The sequence below is a fragment of the Rubeoparvulum massiliense genome (assembly GCF_001049895.1).
Lineage (GTDB): Bacteria > Bacillota > Bacilli > Rubeoparvulales > Rubeoparvulaceae > Rubeoparvulum > Rubeoparvulum massiliense.
Window position 1 is genome coordinate 1,008,503 of record NZ_CVPE01000006.1, and the last position, 14,837, is coordinate 1,023,339.

At 44.8% G+C, this 14,837-nt stretch carries 16 protein-coding genes; 1 reads left to right on the top strand and 15 read right to left on the bottom strand.

The features are described 5' to 3' along the window. Positions 1-24 precede the first annotated feature (24 nt). Together BN1691_RS12685 and BN1691_RS12690 are read right to left on the bottom strand one after the other, a co-directional pair. Positions 25-1,710 carry a DAK2 domain-containing protein gene (locus tag BN1691_RS12685; RefSeq protein WP_048602545.1) on the bottom strand — a complete coding sequence of 562 codons (1,686 nt, stop codon included), beginning with the start codon at positions 1,708-1,710 and terminating at the stop codon, positions 25-27. Between the two features lie 19 nt (positions 1,711-1,729). Then, positions 1,730-2,092, bottom strand: a complete 363-nt coding sequence (locus BN1691_RS12690; protein ID WP_048602546.1) for an Asp23/Gls24 family envelope stress response protein — start codon at positions 2,090-2,092, stop codon at positions 1,730-1,732. 179 nt (positions 2,093-2,271) lie between these two features. Here BN1691_RS12690 and rpmB point away from each other — a divergent pair, with 179 nt between their 5' ends. Then, positions 2,272-2,460, top strand: a complete 189-nt coding sequence (gene rpmB / locus BN1691_RS12695) for a 50S ribosomal protein L28 (protein ID WP_048602547.1) — start codon at positions 2,272-2,274, stop codon at positions 2,458-2,460. A gap of 49 nt (positions 2,461-2,509) precedes the next feature. Here rpmB and spoVM read toward each other — a convergent pair whose 3' ends face one another. From spoVM to gmk, 13 genes are all read right to left on the bottom strand, one after another. Continuing rightward, the gene (spoVM, locus tag BN1691_RS14215) at positions 2,510-2,611 is read right to left on the bottom strand and encodes a stage V sporulation protein SpoVM (protein WP_076850191.1); all 102 of its coding nucleotides are present in this window, start codon (positions 2,609-2,611) and stop codon (positions 2,510-2,512) included. A 131-nt stretch (positions 2,612-2,742) separates the two neighbouring features. Further along, a complete protein-coding gene (locus tag BN1691_RS12700) occupies positions 2,743-3,378 on the bottom strand; it encodes a thiamine diphosphokinase (RefSeq protein ID WP_048602548.1) in 636 nt (211 codons plus the stop codon). Beyond that, the gene (gene rpe, locus BN1691_RS12705; protein WP_048602549.1) at positions 3,378-4,028 is read right to left on the bottom strand and encodes a ribulose-phosphate 3-epimerase; all 651 of its coding nucleotides are present in this window, start codon (positions 4,026-4,028) and stop codon (positions 3,378-3,380) included. Before rpe ends, BN1691_RS12700 begins: the two co-directional genes overlap by 1 nt. A 1-nt stretch (position 4,029) precedes the next feature. Continuing rightward, complete coding sequence (gene rsgA / locus BN1691_RS12710) at positions 4,030-4,926, bottom strand: ribosome small subunit-dependent GTPase A (RefSeq protein WP_231638411.1); 897 nt, start codon at positions 4,924-4,926, stop codon at positions 4,030-4,032. Between the two features lie 29 nt (positions 4,927-4,955). Beyond that, entirely contained in the window at positions 4,956-6,917 is a 1,962-nt protein-coding gene (pknB, locus tag BN1691_RS12715; protein ID WP_048602551.1) for a Stk1 family PASTA domain-containing Ser/Thr kinase, read from the bottom strand. Continuing rightward, on the bottom strand, positions 6,914-7,678 hold the full coding sequence (locus BN1691_RS12720) for a Stp1/IreP family PP2C-type Ser/Thr phosphatase (protein ID WP_048602850.1): 765 nt from the start codon (positions 7,676-7,678) through the stop codon (positions 6,914-6,916). Before BN1691_RS12720 ends, pknB begins: the two co-directional genes overlap by 4 nt. A gap of 8 nt (positions 7,679-7,686) precedes the next feature. Further along, positions 7,687-8,730, bottom strand: a complete 1,044-nt coding sequence (gene rlmN, locus BN1691_RS12725) for a dual-specificity RNA methyltransferase RlmN (RefSeq protein ID WP_390621644.1) — start codon at positions 8,728-8,730, stop codon at positions 7,687-7,689. Between the two features lie 82 nt (positions 8,731-8,812). Next, the gene (gene rsmB / locus BN1691_RS12730; protein WP_048602552.1) at positions 8,813-10,171 is read right to left on the bottom strand and encodes a 16S rRNA (cytosine(967)-C(5))-methyltransferase RsmB; all 1,359 of its coding nucleotides are present in this window, start codon (positions 10,169-10,171) and stop codon (positions 8,813-8,815) included. Further along, positions 10,161-11,096, bottom strand: coding sequence for a methionyl-tRNA formyltransferase (gene fmt / locus BN1691_RS12735; RefSeq protein WP_048602553.1), 936 nt, complete (start codon positions 11,094-11,096; stop codon positions 10,161-10,163). The genes rsmB and fmt overlap by 11 nt, the downstream gene beginning before the upstream one ends. Positions 11,097-11,120: 24 nt before the next feature. After that, positions 11,121-11,585, bottom strand: a complete 465-nt coding sequence (def, locus tag BN1691_RS12740) for a peptide deformylase (RefSeq protein ID WP_048602554.1) — start codon at positions 11,583-11,585, stop codon at positions 11,121-11,123. Between the two features lie 20 nt (positions 11,586-11,605). Then, the gene (gene priA / locus BN1691_RS12745) at positions 11,606-13,849 is read right to left on the bottom strand and encodes a primosomal protein N' (protein WP_048602555.1); all 2,244 of its coding nucleotides are present in this window, start codon (positions 13,847-13,849) and stop codon (positions 11,606-11,608) included. Positions 13,850-13,979: 130 nt separating this feature from the next. Next, positions 13,980-14,183: a DNA-directed RNA polymerase subunit omega gene (gene rpoZ / locus BN1691_RS12750; protein ID WP_048602556.1), complete on the bottom strand. Its 204-nt coding sequence runs from the start codon at positions 14,181-14,183 to the stop codon at positions 13,980-13,982. Between the two features lie 15 nt (positions 14,184-14,198). After that, positions 14,199-14,816, bottom strand: coding sequence for a guanylate kinase (gene gmk / locus BN1691_RS12755; RefSeq protein ID WP_048602557.1), 618 nt, complete (start codon positions 14,814-14,816; stop codon positions 14,199-14,201). Positions 14,817-14,837 lie beyond the last annotated feature (21 nt).

Below are 14,837 nucleotides of genomic sequence, written 5' to 3' on the forward strand. Positions count from 1 at the left end.
CTTCACAACCTTTTTGTCTACATCTTATTCAACAGAAACAATAAAATGATAAACCGGTTGATCTCCTGCATGTACTTCATATTCAAAGCTCGGATATTCTTCTTCCAGCAGCTTTTCAGCTTCCTGGAGCTCGTCCTCCGTCACATCTTCACCATAGATTAATGTAATCACTTCATCATCTTCACTGATCATCGCTTGTAACAGTGCACGGAGTGCTTCCAATCGTGTTGATGAAGAATGTACGATTTCCTTCTCCATAATACTAATAAAGTCACCCTCATGAATTTCCACATCATTGAGATTAGAATCTCGTACAGCAGTGGTAATTTGACCTGACTTTACATTGAAGAGAGCGCTATTCATTGCATCTTGATTCTCTTCGAGGCTCGCATCTCCATTAAAGGATAGCATCGCTGTCATCCCCTGTGGAATGGTCTTGCTCTTTACAACAGCGACAGGGATCTCTGCTAGCTCTGCTGCTTGATCTGCTGCCATAATAATATTGGAGTTATTAGGAAGAATAATAACATATTCCGCATGACTATCTTCAATTACTTTGAGGAAATCCTCAGTACTAGGGTTCATAGTTTGACCACCCTGTAGTACATAATCCACACCAAGGCTCTTAAAAATCTGTTCCATTCCTTTTCCTGCTGCCACTGCAATCACATAGGAAGAATGATCAGTTATTACTGCAGGCTCCAGCTCAGCATGATGGGCAGTAGCTTCTTCAATCTCTGCTGCAAGGATCTCTGTATGTTGAATCCGCATATTCTCCACTTTAATCTTGACGAGGTCGCCATATTGTTGACCTAGATTCATAATCTCACCAGGGTGCTCTGTATGAATATGCACCTTGACTAGTTCATCATCTGCTGCAACGAGTAAGGAGTCCCCATGTTCATTCAATTCCTGACGGAAAAGTGCTTCAGAGAAGGCTTTAAACTTCCCAGAATGGTCTAATTCCACCATGATTTCTGTGCAATAGCCATATACAATATCTTCTGTATTAAAGTGTACTTGTGCATGATGTGTCTCATCGACTGCATCATGATAATCCACATTTATCGCTTCTTCATTCACTGATAACTGTTGACCAAGCAGAGTAGATAGCATCCCTTCGTAAATGAAGACTAATCCCTGACCACCTGAGTCTACAACACCTACCTGCTTTAAAACAGGCAAAAGATTAGGTGTATTCTTGAGCGATACCTTAGCAGCTTCCAATACTTCTTCCATGAGCTGATTCATATTGGCTACATAACGAGCTCGGAGCTTGGCCTCTTTTGCTGCATCTTTTGCAACCGTTAAGATCGTTCCTTCAACGGGCTTCATCACTGCTTGATACGCGGTTTCAATTCCTTGCTGCAGCGCATCAGCAAATTGGTGAGAATCTAACTCTTCAAGCTGTTCTACATGCTTTGCAAAGCCACGAAAAAGCTGAGAAAGAATTACGCCAGAGTTTCCGCGTGCACCCATAAGCAAGCCTTTTGCCAAAGCTTTCGCTGTTCTACCAACATGGGCCTCCTGTTTGCTCTGCATCTCCTTAACTCCTGAGGTTAAGGTTAGATTCATATTGGTACCTGTATCCCCATCAGGCACAGGAAAAACATTCAACGCATCAACTTTAGCTACATTGCTTTTTAAATTTTGCGCTGCAGCTGTCATCATTTGCGTGAATAGATAGCCATCAATTCTCTGATGTGTCACAATATTTCCTCCTTACGTATTACGCGTTTACCACACGTACCCCTTGTACAAAGATATTTACAACATCTACTTTATAGCCTAAGGTATTTTCCAAAGTATATTTAACAGTTGATTGAACATTATTGGCTACTTCAGATATCTTGGTTCCATAAGCAACAATTACATAAATATCCACATGTGTCTCTTCACCAACTTTGCGGACCTCTACACCCTTGGAAATATTTTCACGCCCTAACAAGTCAATAATCCCATCTTTTAATGCATTCCGTGAAACCATTCCCACTAAGCCATAGCAATCAAGCGTAGCGCGACCAGCAATCATGGCGACAACATTATCATCTACCATAATCGTGCCCAAATCATTTTTTAAATTGAGACTCATGAGATGACCTCCTTACGTATTCCTACATTAAGGACAATTTTACACTATCATAACCATAAATGAAAGAGAAAGGGGGAATTTGACCGGTTATTGAAGGTTACGCTATGTTATGATATACTTCTAAAGTATTTGTATACCTTATGATTTTGTAATGCGCTACTCGCTAAGGAGGTGGAGACATGGCACGCGTATGTTACGTTACAGGCAAAAAAGCTGGCTCCGGTAATCAACGCAGCAAAGCATTGAACGCCACAAAACGGAAATGGAATGCAAACCTTCAAAAAGTCCGTATTTTAGTGGATGGAAAGCCAAAACGTGTCTATGTAAGCACAAAGGCTTTGAAAAAAGGTTTAGTAGAACGTGTTTAATTACTGATAAAAATGAAAAAAAGCACCTAGATGGTGCTTTTTTTCATTCCTATTTGCGCCTAGCGAACATGCTCATCATGGCCTTCACAACGCCACTTAAAAAGCGAGGTAGTTTAATTGTATAAAAGCGCAAGCCCTTCTCCTCCTTCATGCCACAACCCTTCACATCCACTGTATGCAGAAAGGGGTGGACAACATCCCTCTACTTTTGGTGACCTGCCTGCTCATCGATTCTCAATCCTATGTATATTCACCAAGCCCAAAAAGTTGCACATAATTCTTCTAATCTCTACTAAAGATTGCAAATAGATATCCTGTTTGAAAGCGCAGGGTTCCCGTCTTATCTATCAGTTCATTGCTAATCCCTAAGGTTTCACCTAGTCGGAAGGTAGCCTGTGATAAAGGATAGCGAAACCCTTCTAAGTCTACGCCTTCCACCGTTGGTGTAACAGGAAGGAAGGAGATAAAAGGGAACTGCTCACGTCGTTGAAGCTGGTATTCACCTGGTCCCAGAACCGTTGCTTCACTATGAAGTGTCCGCAGAAAGGTAGGAATTTTTTTTTTGTATCCTTGAACCAATAGATAAAGATTGGCCAAGCTGTGATCTAGGCGCGTACCAATCCCCGCAAAAATCGTAATCCGCTCAGGTACTTGCTGGAAAGCCCAATTTAATGCTAACTCCGTATCTGTATAATCTTTCTCTGGAGGAAAACGCTCGATGATGGTAGATAGCTCTTGTAACAGTTGAAAATCCTGCTGAGACAAAGAATCAAAGTCTCCCACACAGTGATGGGGGACTACATGATGCTGCAGAAGTCGTGCAGCCCCTTGATCACAAGCGATAATTAATTGATTTGCTTCAATCTCTGCAATGAGAGGAAGCTCTAGCTCTCCTCCGCTCACGATGGCGATCTGCATCACGCTTCACCTCGAATGAGACGAATCGCTTCCTTTCGATTCACTTGACCGAAGATGGCTGAGCCTGCAACGAGAACATCAGCTCCTGCAGCGATTACAGTAGAAGCTGTAGTTGGATTAATTCCTCCGTCCACCTCAATATGTAGTTCCTTTCCTTTCTCCTTACACCATTGATGTAATGCAGCAATCTTTCCTGCTACGTGTGGGATAAATCGTTGCCCGCCAAAGCCTGGGTTTACACTCATAATCAAGACTAAATCAACATCATATAAAATCGGTTCAATCATCGCCAGCGGAGTTGCTGGATTGATGGCTACACCTACCTTAATGCCTTCCTCCTTAATATGATAGATGGTTCGATGTAGATGAGGACATGCTTCTTGATGAACGGTGAGTAGATCAGCTCCAGCTTTCACAAACTCTGAAACATAGCGATCGGGTTCCTCAATCATTAAATGAACATCCATTTTTAATGATGTATGGCTACGAATTGCTTCCACTACCACGGGGCCTAAGGTGATATTGGGAACAAAATGGCCATCCATGACGTCCACATGAATCCAGTCAGCTCCAGCTTCCTCTACGTCATGTACCTCTGCAGCTAAATTAGCAAAGTCAGCTGATAAAATGGATGGGGCAATCTTTATCATTTCAATACCTCCGTTGATACTGATCTTTTATCTCTTGAAGAAATTGTAGATATCGTTCATAACGCTCTACACTTATTTCACCGCGCGCCACACGTGCTTTAATCGCACAATCTGGCTCGTGATCATGAAGACATTGACGAAATTTGCATAGCTCATTCCAAGGCTGCATCTCAATAAAGTAGTTGGATAGCATCCAGGGTTCCATCACAGGAAGATCCAGGGAGCTAAAGCCTGGTGTATCAGCGATCCATCCACTCTCCTCAACAGGATATAATTGGACATGCCTTGTGGTATGACGTCCTCGTTGGAGCTTTTGGCTAATGGCCGATGTTTCTAATTGTAAGGTTGGAAAAAGACGATTTAGTAAAGTGGATTTTCCCACACCTGATTGACCAGCCACCGCTGTCATTTCCCCCTGAAGTCGTTCTTTGATGGGTATAAAATTATTTTTATCCAACTGAATGCTCGAGAGAAAGACAGGATAGCCCAGCGATTCATAGAGCTCTTTCCAATGCGTGATCTCTCCCTCATCTTCACAAAGATCGATCTTCGTTAACACAATGAAAGAGCGAATACTCGCTTCCTCCATGTGAATCAGAATCCGATCTAGTAAGACGGGATTGAAGGTTGGCTGCTTCATCGAAAAAATGAGCATGGCTTGCGTGAGATTGGCTACAAGGGGGCGGATCAGCTTTGAAGTACGAGGAGCAATGGCTTCAATCACACCTTCATGCTCTGTCGTCTGTTGAACATGAACCCGATCCCCTACTAAGGGTACAATCTGATCTTTTTTGAAGCGCCCTCGTGCCCGGCATAAGATGGAGCGACAGCGGTCGTTGAACGTTACCTCATAAAAACCACCTTGACTTCTTGTAATCAGTCCATTCCATGTTTCCACCCAATTGCCTCCTTCAATACCTTCACTCCTCATTGACCTGTATACTCTACCATCATAACCTCTGCTTCACTACCATCTAAATAGGTGGTAATGGTTGCATTTTTTTGTGGAGATAGTACTAATTCAATGGGAAAGACAGTAGGAGAATCAATCGATTGTTCACTTACAGCATAAATTTCCATCCCTCTTGCATCACGAACGAGGATATTCACAATCGTCGCTCCTTCGTGAGTTGGATTGACTGTAATGTTTTTAACGATTACCTGTGCATCACTTGGGTAACCACTACTGACCCATAGGTTCACCTTACTGCCTACATCCACTTCTTCACCTGATTCATAGGGCGCCATTTTAAACACTTTGCCCTTCTCCAGGTAACTAGGTTGTTCATGAATATCGCCAACTTCTAGATTTCTTTCCAATAGCAGTGCCTCTGCTTCAGGCACAGTGAGTCCCATTAGCTCTGGCATCTCTACGACCTTCTCACCTTCACTTACATAGAGAACCACGTTCTGCTCACTAGGGACCACCTTCACATTAGGGCCTGGGTCTTGAGCAAATACCTGCCCCACAGGAATATCACGACGCACTTCATGTTTTACATCATAAGATTTATATCCATCCAAGAGTGCAATAGCTTGTTTCTCTTGCATTCCTACAAGACTTGGCATATCAAACGCTTTTTTCCCTTTGCTTACAACAAGTAATACCTCTGTATTTTCTTTAACCGAAGTGCCTGGTTGAGGATCTTGACGAATGATATGATTCTCTTCCACTAGATTATCATTTTCTTCCACAACCTTAGGGAGCAAATGATGATCATCGAGAAGGCTCAATGCTTCCTCTAGTTCCAACTGATCCACAGAAGGTACCTCCACTTCAGGAACCCATAACTTCGCTTTGATCCATTGCCCCATGATAAGGAGAAGAACGATGACCACCAGGATGGAGCCTACCCAGATTGCAGGCTTTACCCAAGATTTTCGCCCTCCATGCCCACGATCTTCGTCAATCTGATCATCTGCATTCTCTGAGTCATTGCTCTGGATTCTCCCGAAAGAAGAGGAGGAACTTAGATGGGCGTTCAACTCTTGGCGCCAGTTCGGAAGAATCTTGGTTTCCTCATCATCCATTTCCGGTAGTAGAAACTTCTCTTCATTCCGTCTTGAGGGAGCCAACACCGTTCGTAGATCATCTAGCATCTCTTGCGCCGATTGATAGCGATAAGCTGGATTCTTAACCAAGGCCTTGAGAATTACATTCTCCACGCTTTGGCGGATATCTGGATTAATCTCCCGCGGTTCCTTAAATGGTGCCTGTAAATGCTGAAGAGCCACAGTGATCGGTGAATCACCTGAAAAGGGAAGCTCTCCTGTTACCATTTCGTAAAGAACGACTCCTAGGGAATAAAGATCAGACTTTTCACCGGTCATGCCACCACGTGCTTGCTCAGGTGATAGATAGTGAACTGAGCCCATAAGAGTATTCGTATGAGTAATGGTTGCAGCTGTTGCTGCACGTGCAATCCCAAAGTCAGTAACCTTAATCCGCCCATCCTTGCCGATTAAAATATTGTGAGGCTTAATATCACGGTGGATTAATTGACGCTGATGGGCATGTACTAGTGCATCGCAGATCTTGATGGCGATGGGTACGGCCTCATCATCAGATAGATGTCCCTTCTGTTGAATATACTCCTTCAAGGTGTAGCCATCTACATACTCCATGACAATATAATGAATCTCTTCCCCAGGAACTTCACCTACATCATAGATATTGACCACATTGGGATGGGATAAGCTAGCAGCTGCTTGCGCCTCACGAAAAAAACGTTTTTTAAATTCATCATCCGACGCAAATTGGGGACGTAAGACCTTAATGGCTACTTCCCTCCCCAAAAGGCGATCATAGCCACGATAGACAATGGCCATCCCTCCACCGCCGATCCGTTCTAATACATCATAGCGCTGTCCAAGACATTGTCCGATCATGGCTTACTCCCCTCCTTCTCCTGCGAGCCTCCACAATCTATTAATAATGCTGTAATGTTATCATCTCCACCAGCATTCAATCCTTCTTGAATAAGGAGAGCTACCCGTTCCTCCACTGAGCCCCCCATGGAGATGATTTCTTCAATACGTTTAAATGGAACCATATCACTAAGTCCATCGGAGCATAATAGGATGGATTGGAGCTCGTCAGTAGAAATGGTCTGCAACTCCACCTCAATGATCGCCTCCGTACCTAAAGCACGGGTAATAATATTTCGTTGAGGATGATGGAAGGCTTCCTCCTCATTAATTTGGCCAGAACGGAGTAGTTCATTGACCAGAGAATGATCCTCTGTAATCTGATGTAAGTGATGATCGCGATAAATATAGACACGACTATCGCCAATATGAGCGATGGAACAACGCTCATCATATAAGCATGCCAAAACAACCGTCGTCCCCATACCACGGCAGTTCTCATGTTCATTGGCATATGAATAGATCTTCTCATTGGCATTTTGGATGGCTTCGCGAATTCTCTTCTCCATCGAAGCTTGATCCAGCTCCTCATCTTGTGAAGCTTTTAACCATTCTTGGATTAGTTCTACCGCCATCTGACTGGCCACCTCACCTGCTTGGTGTCCGCCAACACCATCAGCTACAATGGCCAAGGTCCAACCTTGGGGAGATTGATAGAAATAACCAGAGTCTTCATTGATCGTTCTTACACAACCAGTGTGGGATTGTAAAGCCCCCTCCATGGATGGCATCACTCCTTTGCTCGATCATATTGAGCACGTAATTGTCCACACGCAGCAGCAATATCACTGCCTTGTTCGCGGCGGATCGTTACAGAGATCCCGCGGTCCTCCAAGGTGTGCAAGAAATCAAAGATCTTATTACGAGGTGTACGAACATAATCCCGCTCTTCCACCTCATTGACTGGTATTAAATTCACATGGCATTTAAGGCCTTCGAGGAGATCCGCTAAACGTTCTGCATGGTAGATAGAATCATTCACACCACCGAGCAAGGCATATTCAAATGAAATACGCCGCCCTGTCTTCTCAACATAGTAAAGACAAGCCTCCATCAGCTTTTCTAAGGGATACGCACGATTAATTGGCATGATCTGCGTCCGTAATTGGGAAAGAGGAGCATGCAAGGAAATGGCCAAGGTCACCTGTAGCCCTTCATCGGCAAATTGATAGATCTTCGGAATAATACCGCTAGTGGAGACCGTAATATGACGTTGCCCGATCTTTAATCCTCGGGTATCATTGATAATTCGGATGAAGTTCATGAGATTATCATAGTTATCAAATGGTTCACCAATCCCCATAACAACCACATGGCTTACCCGAGCATCCTCTTGATCAAGCCAGGATTGGGCAGTGACAAGCTGGGCCACAATTTCACCAGCACTCAGATTACGTATCATACCACCTAGTGTAGAAGCACAGAAGGTACAGCCAATGCGACAGCCCACTTGAGTCGTAACACAGATTGAATTGCCATATTCGTGGCGCATGATGACTGTTTCAATGGCGTGACCATCGCTAAGCTGAAAGAGAAATTTAATCGTTCCATCACTGGATTGTTGCTTCGTTAAGATGGGAAGTTGTCCTATCTGAAAATTATGCTCCAATTTTGCCCGTAATGCTTTGGAAAGGTTACTCATCTCTGAAAAATCTAAGATGCGTTTCACATATAGCCATTCATAGATTTGCTGAGCACGATACTTGGGCTCCCCTTCTCCTTGTAACCACTCCTCCAGCTGCTGGTAGGTGAGGTCATAGATCCATGGTTTCATCATCATCCATCCTTTTTGCAAGGGGAATTTTTCCTTATTCTATCACAGAAAACTCCCCTATGTCCTAGTTGATTTATTCCCATTACCCACGGCGCTGTATCCTTGCCATAAAGAAACCGTCTCCATCGGTAAGATAAGGTAATACTAATAGACTACCCAATTTCGCATCGCTACAGGCAGGTAAATCCTTAAAAACCATTGAGGTAGGTGGAACTCCTTTAAAATTCTCATGGCTGTTCAAAAATTGGGCTACCACCGCCTCATTCTCTTGAGGCATGATGGTACAAGTACTATAGACAAGAAAGCCCCCTGGTTTGAGATAATTTGCTACTGCTTCTAATAATTCAAGCTGTAACTGTGCTAATTGTAGGATCTCCTCCTCCTGCTTCCGCCACTTGATCTCTGGTTTTCTCCGCAATACACCTAGACCAGAGCATGGAGCATCTAAAAGTATGAAGTCAAAGGTTTGATCAAGCTCTTTAAGCATGGTACGCACATCCCCTGCATGGGGCTGCACAATGGTAAGCTGTAGACGTTCCATCTGCTCAGCAATTAACTGTCGCTTATGGGGATGGAGATCAACAGCAATAACCTCACCGCGATTCTCCATGAGCTCAGCAAGATGTCCTGTTTTTCCACCTGGAGCCGCACAGGCATCTAATACTTTCGAACCTGGTAGAGGTTGCAGAAGCTGGGCCACAAGCATCGCGTTCTCATCTTGGATTGTACAATAACCCTGCCGAAATGAAGTGCTCCGCGCTACGCTGCCACCGCGTAAAATTCGTAGCCCTTCAGGCAGGTAAGGGGAAGGTTCAACGGTAAACCCTTCCTGCTCCAGCTGCGTAGCCACTTCTTCCCGAGTGGTTCGTAGTAGATTCACCCGAACATGCTGATGAGCTCGGCGCAGATTCGCCTCAGCTATCCGATAGGTCTCCGCTTCTCCATATTGCTCAAGCCAGCATTCAATCATCCAGGTAGGATGAGACGTTTCGAGAGCAATCCGTTCTGACTTGGGAAGGGTGTCTGGAATGGCGAGGCGTTCTGGGTGACGAGTAACATTACGGAGGACCGCATTGACGAAGGATGCGGTTCCTGGATGGCCATAGCGTTTCGCTAATTCTACTGCTTCATTGATCACCGCATGAGCTGGAATCTTATTGAGATATTGCAATTGATAAATACTCATGCGTACCAGGTTGCGTACCCAAGATTCCATCTTTCGCCATTGCTTTGCCACAACAAATTGCTGAATGTAATAGTCCAAAGTATTCTGCCTTTGAATTGTACCGTAGACAAGCTCTGTGTATAAGCCTGCATCTCGTGATGACAATGACGCATGCTCGAGAACGGCGTGCGATTCCAGATTCGCATAGGCTTCCCCTTCATCCACTCGATTCAAGGTCTGAAGTACAAACTCACGTACACTCTGTTTACGATTCAAATTGCATTCCCACCTTCAAATAGGCTCCTGCCCCGTTCAGATAATCGGTTGCGCACATCCGTTTTTTTCCCGCTGGTTGCAGATCGGTAATACGAATAGCACCATCTCCTGTTTGGACAAGAATACCTTCATCCAACGAGAGAATCGTACCTGGCTTCTGTTGAGATGTTTCATTAACCTTTTCTCCCCACCAAATCTTGAATACCTGCTGAGCAAAGAGGGTATAGGCTACAGGCCATGGATGGAGGCCGCGGATTTGATTGTATACTGCCACATTGGATTGCGTCCAATCGATTCGTTCTTGCTCACGCTGAATATTGTAAGCATAGGTCACCTTCGTCTCATCCTGTTGAACCGGCGTTATCTCTCCTCGTATCAGCGGAGGGATGGTCTCAAGGAGTAATTGGGCACCTGCAACACTCAGTTTATCGTGCATGCTACCCACATGATCCATTTCCAAAATAGGGACCTCAACCTGGGCTAATATATCTCCTGCGTCCATCTTCTTCACCATGTACATGATGGTTACACCAGACTTTGATTGTCCATCGATGATAGCCTGATGAATAGGGGCACCACCTCGATATTGGGGAAGGAGGGAGGCATGTACATTAATCGCTCCATAGGTAGGTAGATCTAACAAGACCTGTGGTAGGATCTGTCCATAGGCTGCTGTGATAAGAAGATCGGGCTGGAGCTTGGCAAGTTGCGCCAATTCTTCTTCATCCTTAATCCGTTCTGGTTGAAAAACAGGGATATGATGCTGCAAAGCTTCTACCTTGACCGGCGAGGGCGTAAGGAGCTGTTTTCGACCCTTAGGGCGGTCAGGCTGCGTTACCACACCAACCACATCATAATTCTGTTCTACTAAACTACGTAAAATGGGAACCGCAAAATCAGGGGTTCCCATGAAAAGAATACGCATACAAATCATCCTCCTAAGAAACTACTAGCGTTCTACATTTCCATGGTAAATTTGTTCTGCAAGATCGGTGAATAGAACACCATTTAGGTGATCGATCTCATGCTGAAAAGCTCGTGCTAGTAGGTCTTCTCCTTCGATTTCAATCTCTTCCCCAAAGCGATTCTGAGCACGCACCTTCACATATTGTGCCCTCCGAACATCGCCATTAATCCCAGGGATACTCAGGCATCCTTCAGGACCGAACTGCTCACCTTTTTTTTCAATAATTTCTGGATTAACACATTCAATGAGACCATCGCCTGTATCGATGACGATCACCCGTTTGGAGATTGCAACCTGAGGTGCAGCAAGTCCAACACCATTGGCATCATACATGGTCTCTGCCATATCGTCTAAAAGTCGGTGAAGTCGTTCATCAAATTTGGTCACTTGTTTCGCAATTTTACGTAAAATCGGATCTGGATCCTTCGTGATAAGTCGTATTGCCATCTGTTATCCTCCTCCAGTTTTCACATTAAGAATAAGGGGTCTACATCTATACTGATCATCAATTGACGCTGTTCCATCTCTTGCTTCATATTACGAAGAACTTCCACAATATTTTCCACGATCTGCGGTTCATTTTTATATTTTATCACGCATTGCAGGCGATATCTATCTTTAATCCTTGCTAATGGCGAGGCAACTGGACCAAGAACCTGTACCGTTGGAGCCATTCTTCCTCGTACCTGCTGTGTTACGATTTGGGCCATCTTCATCAGATAAGGAAGCTCCGTATGAGAGAAGGTGATGAGTAACAGTCTGCGAAATGGGGGGTAGGACATCTGCTTACGATGTGCTAGTTCCTCTCGAGCAAAGCCTAGATAATCATGGTGCGCAGCATACTGGATGCTATAGTGCTCTGGTGTATAGGTTTGGATCACTACATGACCTTTCTTCTGGTGACGACCAGCTCGTCCGGCAACCTGCGTTAGTAGTTGAAATGTCTTTTCTGCTGAACGAAAATCCGGGAGGTTTAAAATGGTATCCGCTGCAATGACACCCACCAAGGTTACATTAGGAAAATCCAGTCCTTTGGCAATCATCTGAGTACCTAGTAATACATCAGCCTCCTGTTGCCGAAAGGCTGTAAGAATCCGCTCATGACTTCCCTTGGTTGATGTGGTATCTACATCCATTCGGAGTATACGCAGCCCTGGAAATTGACGAGATAACTCCTCCTCCACCTTTTGTGTCCCTGTCCCAAAATAGCGAATATGAGGGCTTTGGCACGATGGACAATGATGGGGGGTGGGCTCTGTATAGCCACAGTAATGACAGCGAAGTAGATTCTGTCTACGATGATAGGTTAGCGAAATATCACAATGGGGACATTTCGCCGTATAGCCACATTGCCGACACATCACAAAGGTTGCATAGCCCCGGCGATTCAAAAAGAGGATAATCTGCTCTTTATTCTTGATACAGGCTGTCATCCCCTCAATTAACTGACGGCTAAACATCTGACGGTGGCCTGCTCTTAATTCTTCCCTCATATCAACGATGGTGATCTCGGGTAGGGGCTGCTGATTTACTCGTGATGGAAGTGATAAATAAGAATAATGATCGGTATGCGCTCTTACATAACTCTCCAAGGATGGTGTTGCACTCCCCATCACTGGAACAGCACCATAATAATCAGCTCGCCACTTGGCTACCTCCCGTGCGTGATAGCGTGGCTGTTCCTCCTGCTTATAGGTTGTTTCATGCTCTTCATCGATGATGATGACCCCAAGCTTGGTCAGTGGAGCAAAAATTGCACTACGGGCGCCCACCACAACAGGTGCTTCACCTTGACGAATCCGTCTCCATTCATCAAAGCGCTCCCCCTGTGAAAGTCCACTATGCAAAACCGCTACCTGATCGCCAAAGCATCCCTTAAAACGCCGAACCATCTGCGGTGTGAGAGAGATCTCTGGAACGAGTAAGATGGCTTGACGTTGTTGATCTAACACCAATTGAATAGCATGAAGGTAGATCTCTGTTTTACCGCTCCCTGTTACCCCATGGAGGAGAACTGGTTTAGAGCTTTTATTTTGTATGGCTTCTTTAATCACGGCCAATGCTTCATGCTGCTCCGCTGTTAAGACCTTGGGCTCCTCCTGGGAAAATTTATGCTCCTCAAAGGGATCACGCCAGACCTCAACCTCATTGAGACTGAGAAATCCCTTCTCTACAAGCTGATGCACAACCTGTGTGCTGACAGAAACCTCTTGGCAACATACGCGTAAGGGGATTCGCTCCTCTTCATCGAGATGCTCTAGAAGATATGTAAGTACATCGCGCTGACGGGGCGCTCGTTTCAATGAGGAGAATTGGGAGCGAACCTCCTCCTTTTTCATCGCCCATGTCAGCTGTTTCTCCAGCTTGGGTGCAATACCATTCCCCGTTAGTGATTTAAGAGGAGAGGGAAGCATCGCTTGAATGGCAGTGATAAAAAAGCAACCATAGGTTTTACTCATCCAAGAAGCCAGTTGGATCAGTTCCTCAGTGAGAGGCGGAGTCTCATCCAATACCTCGTTAAGTGAACGCAGCTTAGCAAAAGCAGATTCGCCTTTGATTCGGGTCACAAAGCCTTGGAGCTTCCGCCGACCAAAGGGAACCATCACCCGTGACCCAACCTGTAGCTTATGGGCAAAGCGATCGGGAATTTCGTAATCAAAAGGACGATCTGTATCATATGATGGCACATCAACAATCACCTCTGCGATCATCCCATCTCCTCCTTCCGTTTATTTTAAACTTGATTTAGCTATACCTACGCTAACCATGTTGAGCTCAATAGGAGTATGAGGATAAAAAGAATAACAACCTGGAAACAGGTTGTTATTAGCAAGCTCTCCTCTAATTACGGCTTTGCTCACAAAGAAGCTTACCTGCGACAAACTCCTCGAGAGCCATACCCACAAATTTTTGTGAATTATACTTTGGCAATATTGGTGATTCACCTTCTTGTAATTTCCGAGCACGTTTGGCGGCGATGGTTACGATGGTATACTTGCTCTCTGCTTTCTCAACCAGTGTATCAATGGATGGATATAACATCATATGGCAGTCCTCCTTCTATAATGTTTCATTTAGTTTTGCTTGATAAGCGGGATAGATTCGTTCTACCTTACAGTGCTCTGCTGTGAGAATTGCCCGAATCCGTTCACAAGCCAGTTCTACTTGATCATTCATTACAGCATAATGATAATTCTCCATCATCTCGATCTCTTCACGAGCTTTTTGCAGGCGTGCCGCAATTAATTCTTCCTTCTCGGTACCTCGTCCCTCGATACGTTTTCGTAATTCCAACATATCTGGTGGCATGAGGAAGATAAAAATCGCCTCAGGGAATCGTTGATGCACCTGCATAGCACCTTGCACCTCGATCTCCAGAATCACGTCGCGTCCAGTATCCAGTTCCTGTTCTACAAAGGATGTGGGGGTGCCATAGTAGTTACCCACATATTCAGCCCACTCTAAAAGTGCTTCTTGAGCAATCATCTGCTCAAACTGCTCCCGTGTCTTAAAGAAATAGTTGATGCCATCCACTTCACCTTCACGTGGAGAACGGGTTGTGGCAGAAACCGAATACGATAATTGGGGCATCATGCGTCGTAGTTCCTTACAAACCGTTCCCTTGCCAACGCCTGATGGACCAGAAAGTACAATAAGTAATCCTCTACTTCTCTCCATCCAAAATCCTCCATCTTCATC

Coding starts and splice junctions, on each gene's coding strand:
- BN1691_RS12690 (WP_048602546.1), bottom strand. CDS start 2,092: ATGAGTCTCAATTTAAAAAATGATTTGGGCACGATTATGGTAGATGAT.
- rpmB (WP_048602547.1), top strand. CDS start 2,272: ATGGCACGCGTATGTTACGTTACAGGCAAAAAAGCTGGCTCCGGTAAT.
- rlmN (WP_390621644.1), bottom strand. CDS start 8,730: ATGAAACCATGGATCTATGACCTCACCTACCAGCAGCTGGAGGAGTGG.
- BN1691_RS12700 (WP_048602548.1), bottom strand. CDS start 3,378: ATGCAGATCGCCATCGTGAGCGGAGGAGAGCTAGAGCTTCCTCTCATT.
- rpe (WP_048602549.1), bottom strand. CDS start 4,028: ATGATAAAGATTGCCCCATCCATTTTATCAGCTGACTTTGCTAATTTA.
- rpoZ (WP_048602556.1), bottom strand. CDS start 14,183: ATGATGTTATATCCATCCATTGATACACTGGTTGAGAAAGCAGAGAGC.
- priA (WP_048602555.1), bottom strand. CDS start 13,849: ATGATCGCAGAGGTGATTGTTGATGTGCCATCATATGATACAGATCGT.
- spoVM (WP_076850191.1), bottom strand. CDS start 2,611: ATGAAGGAGGAGAAGGGCTTGCGCTTTTATACAATTAAACTACCTCGC.
- def (WP_048602554.1), bottom strand. CDS start 11,585: ATGGCAATACGACTTATCACGAAGGATCCAGATCCGATTTTACGTAAA.
- BN1691_RS12720 (WP_048602850.1), bottom strand. CDS start 7,678: ATGGAGGGGGCTTTACAATCCCACACTGGTTGTGTAAGAACGATCAAT.
- gmk (WP_048602557.1), bottom strand. CDS start 14,816: ATGGAGAGAAGTAGAGGATTACTTATTGTACTTTCTGGTCCATCAGGC.
- pknB (WP_048602551.1), bottom strand. CDS start 6,917: ATGATCGGACAATGTCTTGGACAGCGCTATGATGTATTAGAACGGATC.
- fmt (WP_048602553.1), bottom strand. CDS start 11,096: ATGCGTATTCTTTTCATGGGAACCCCTGATTTTGCGGTTCCCATTTTA.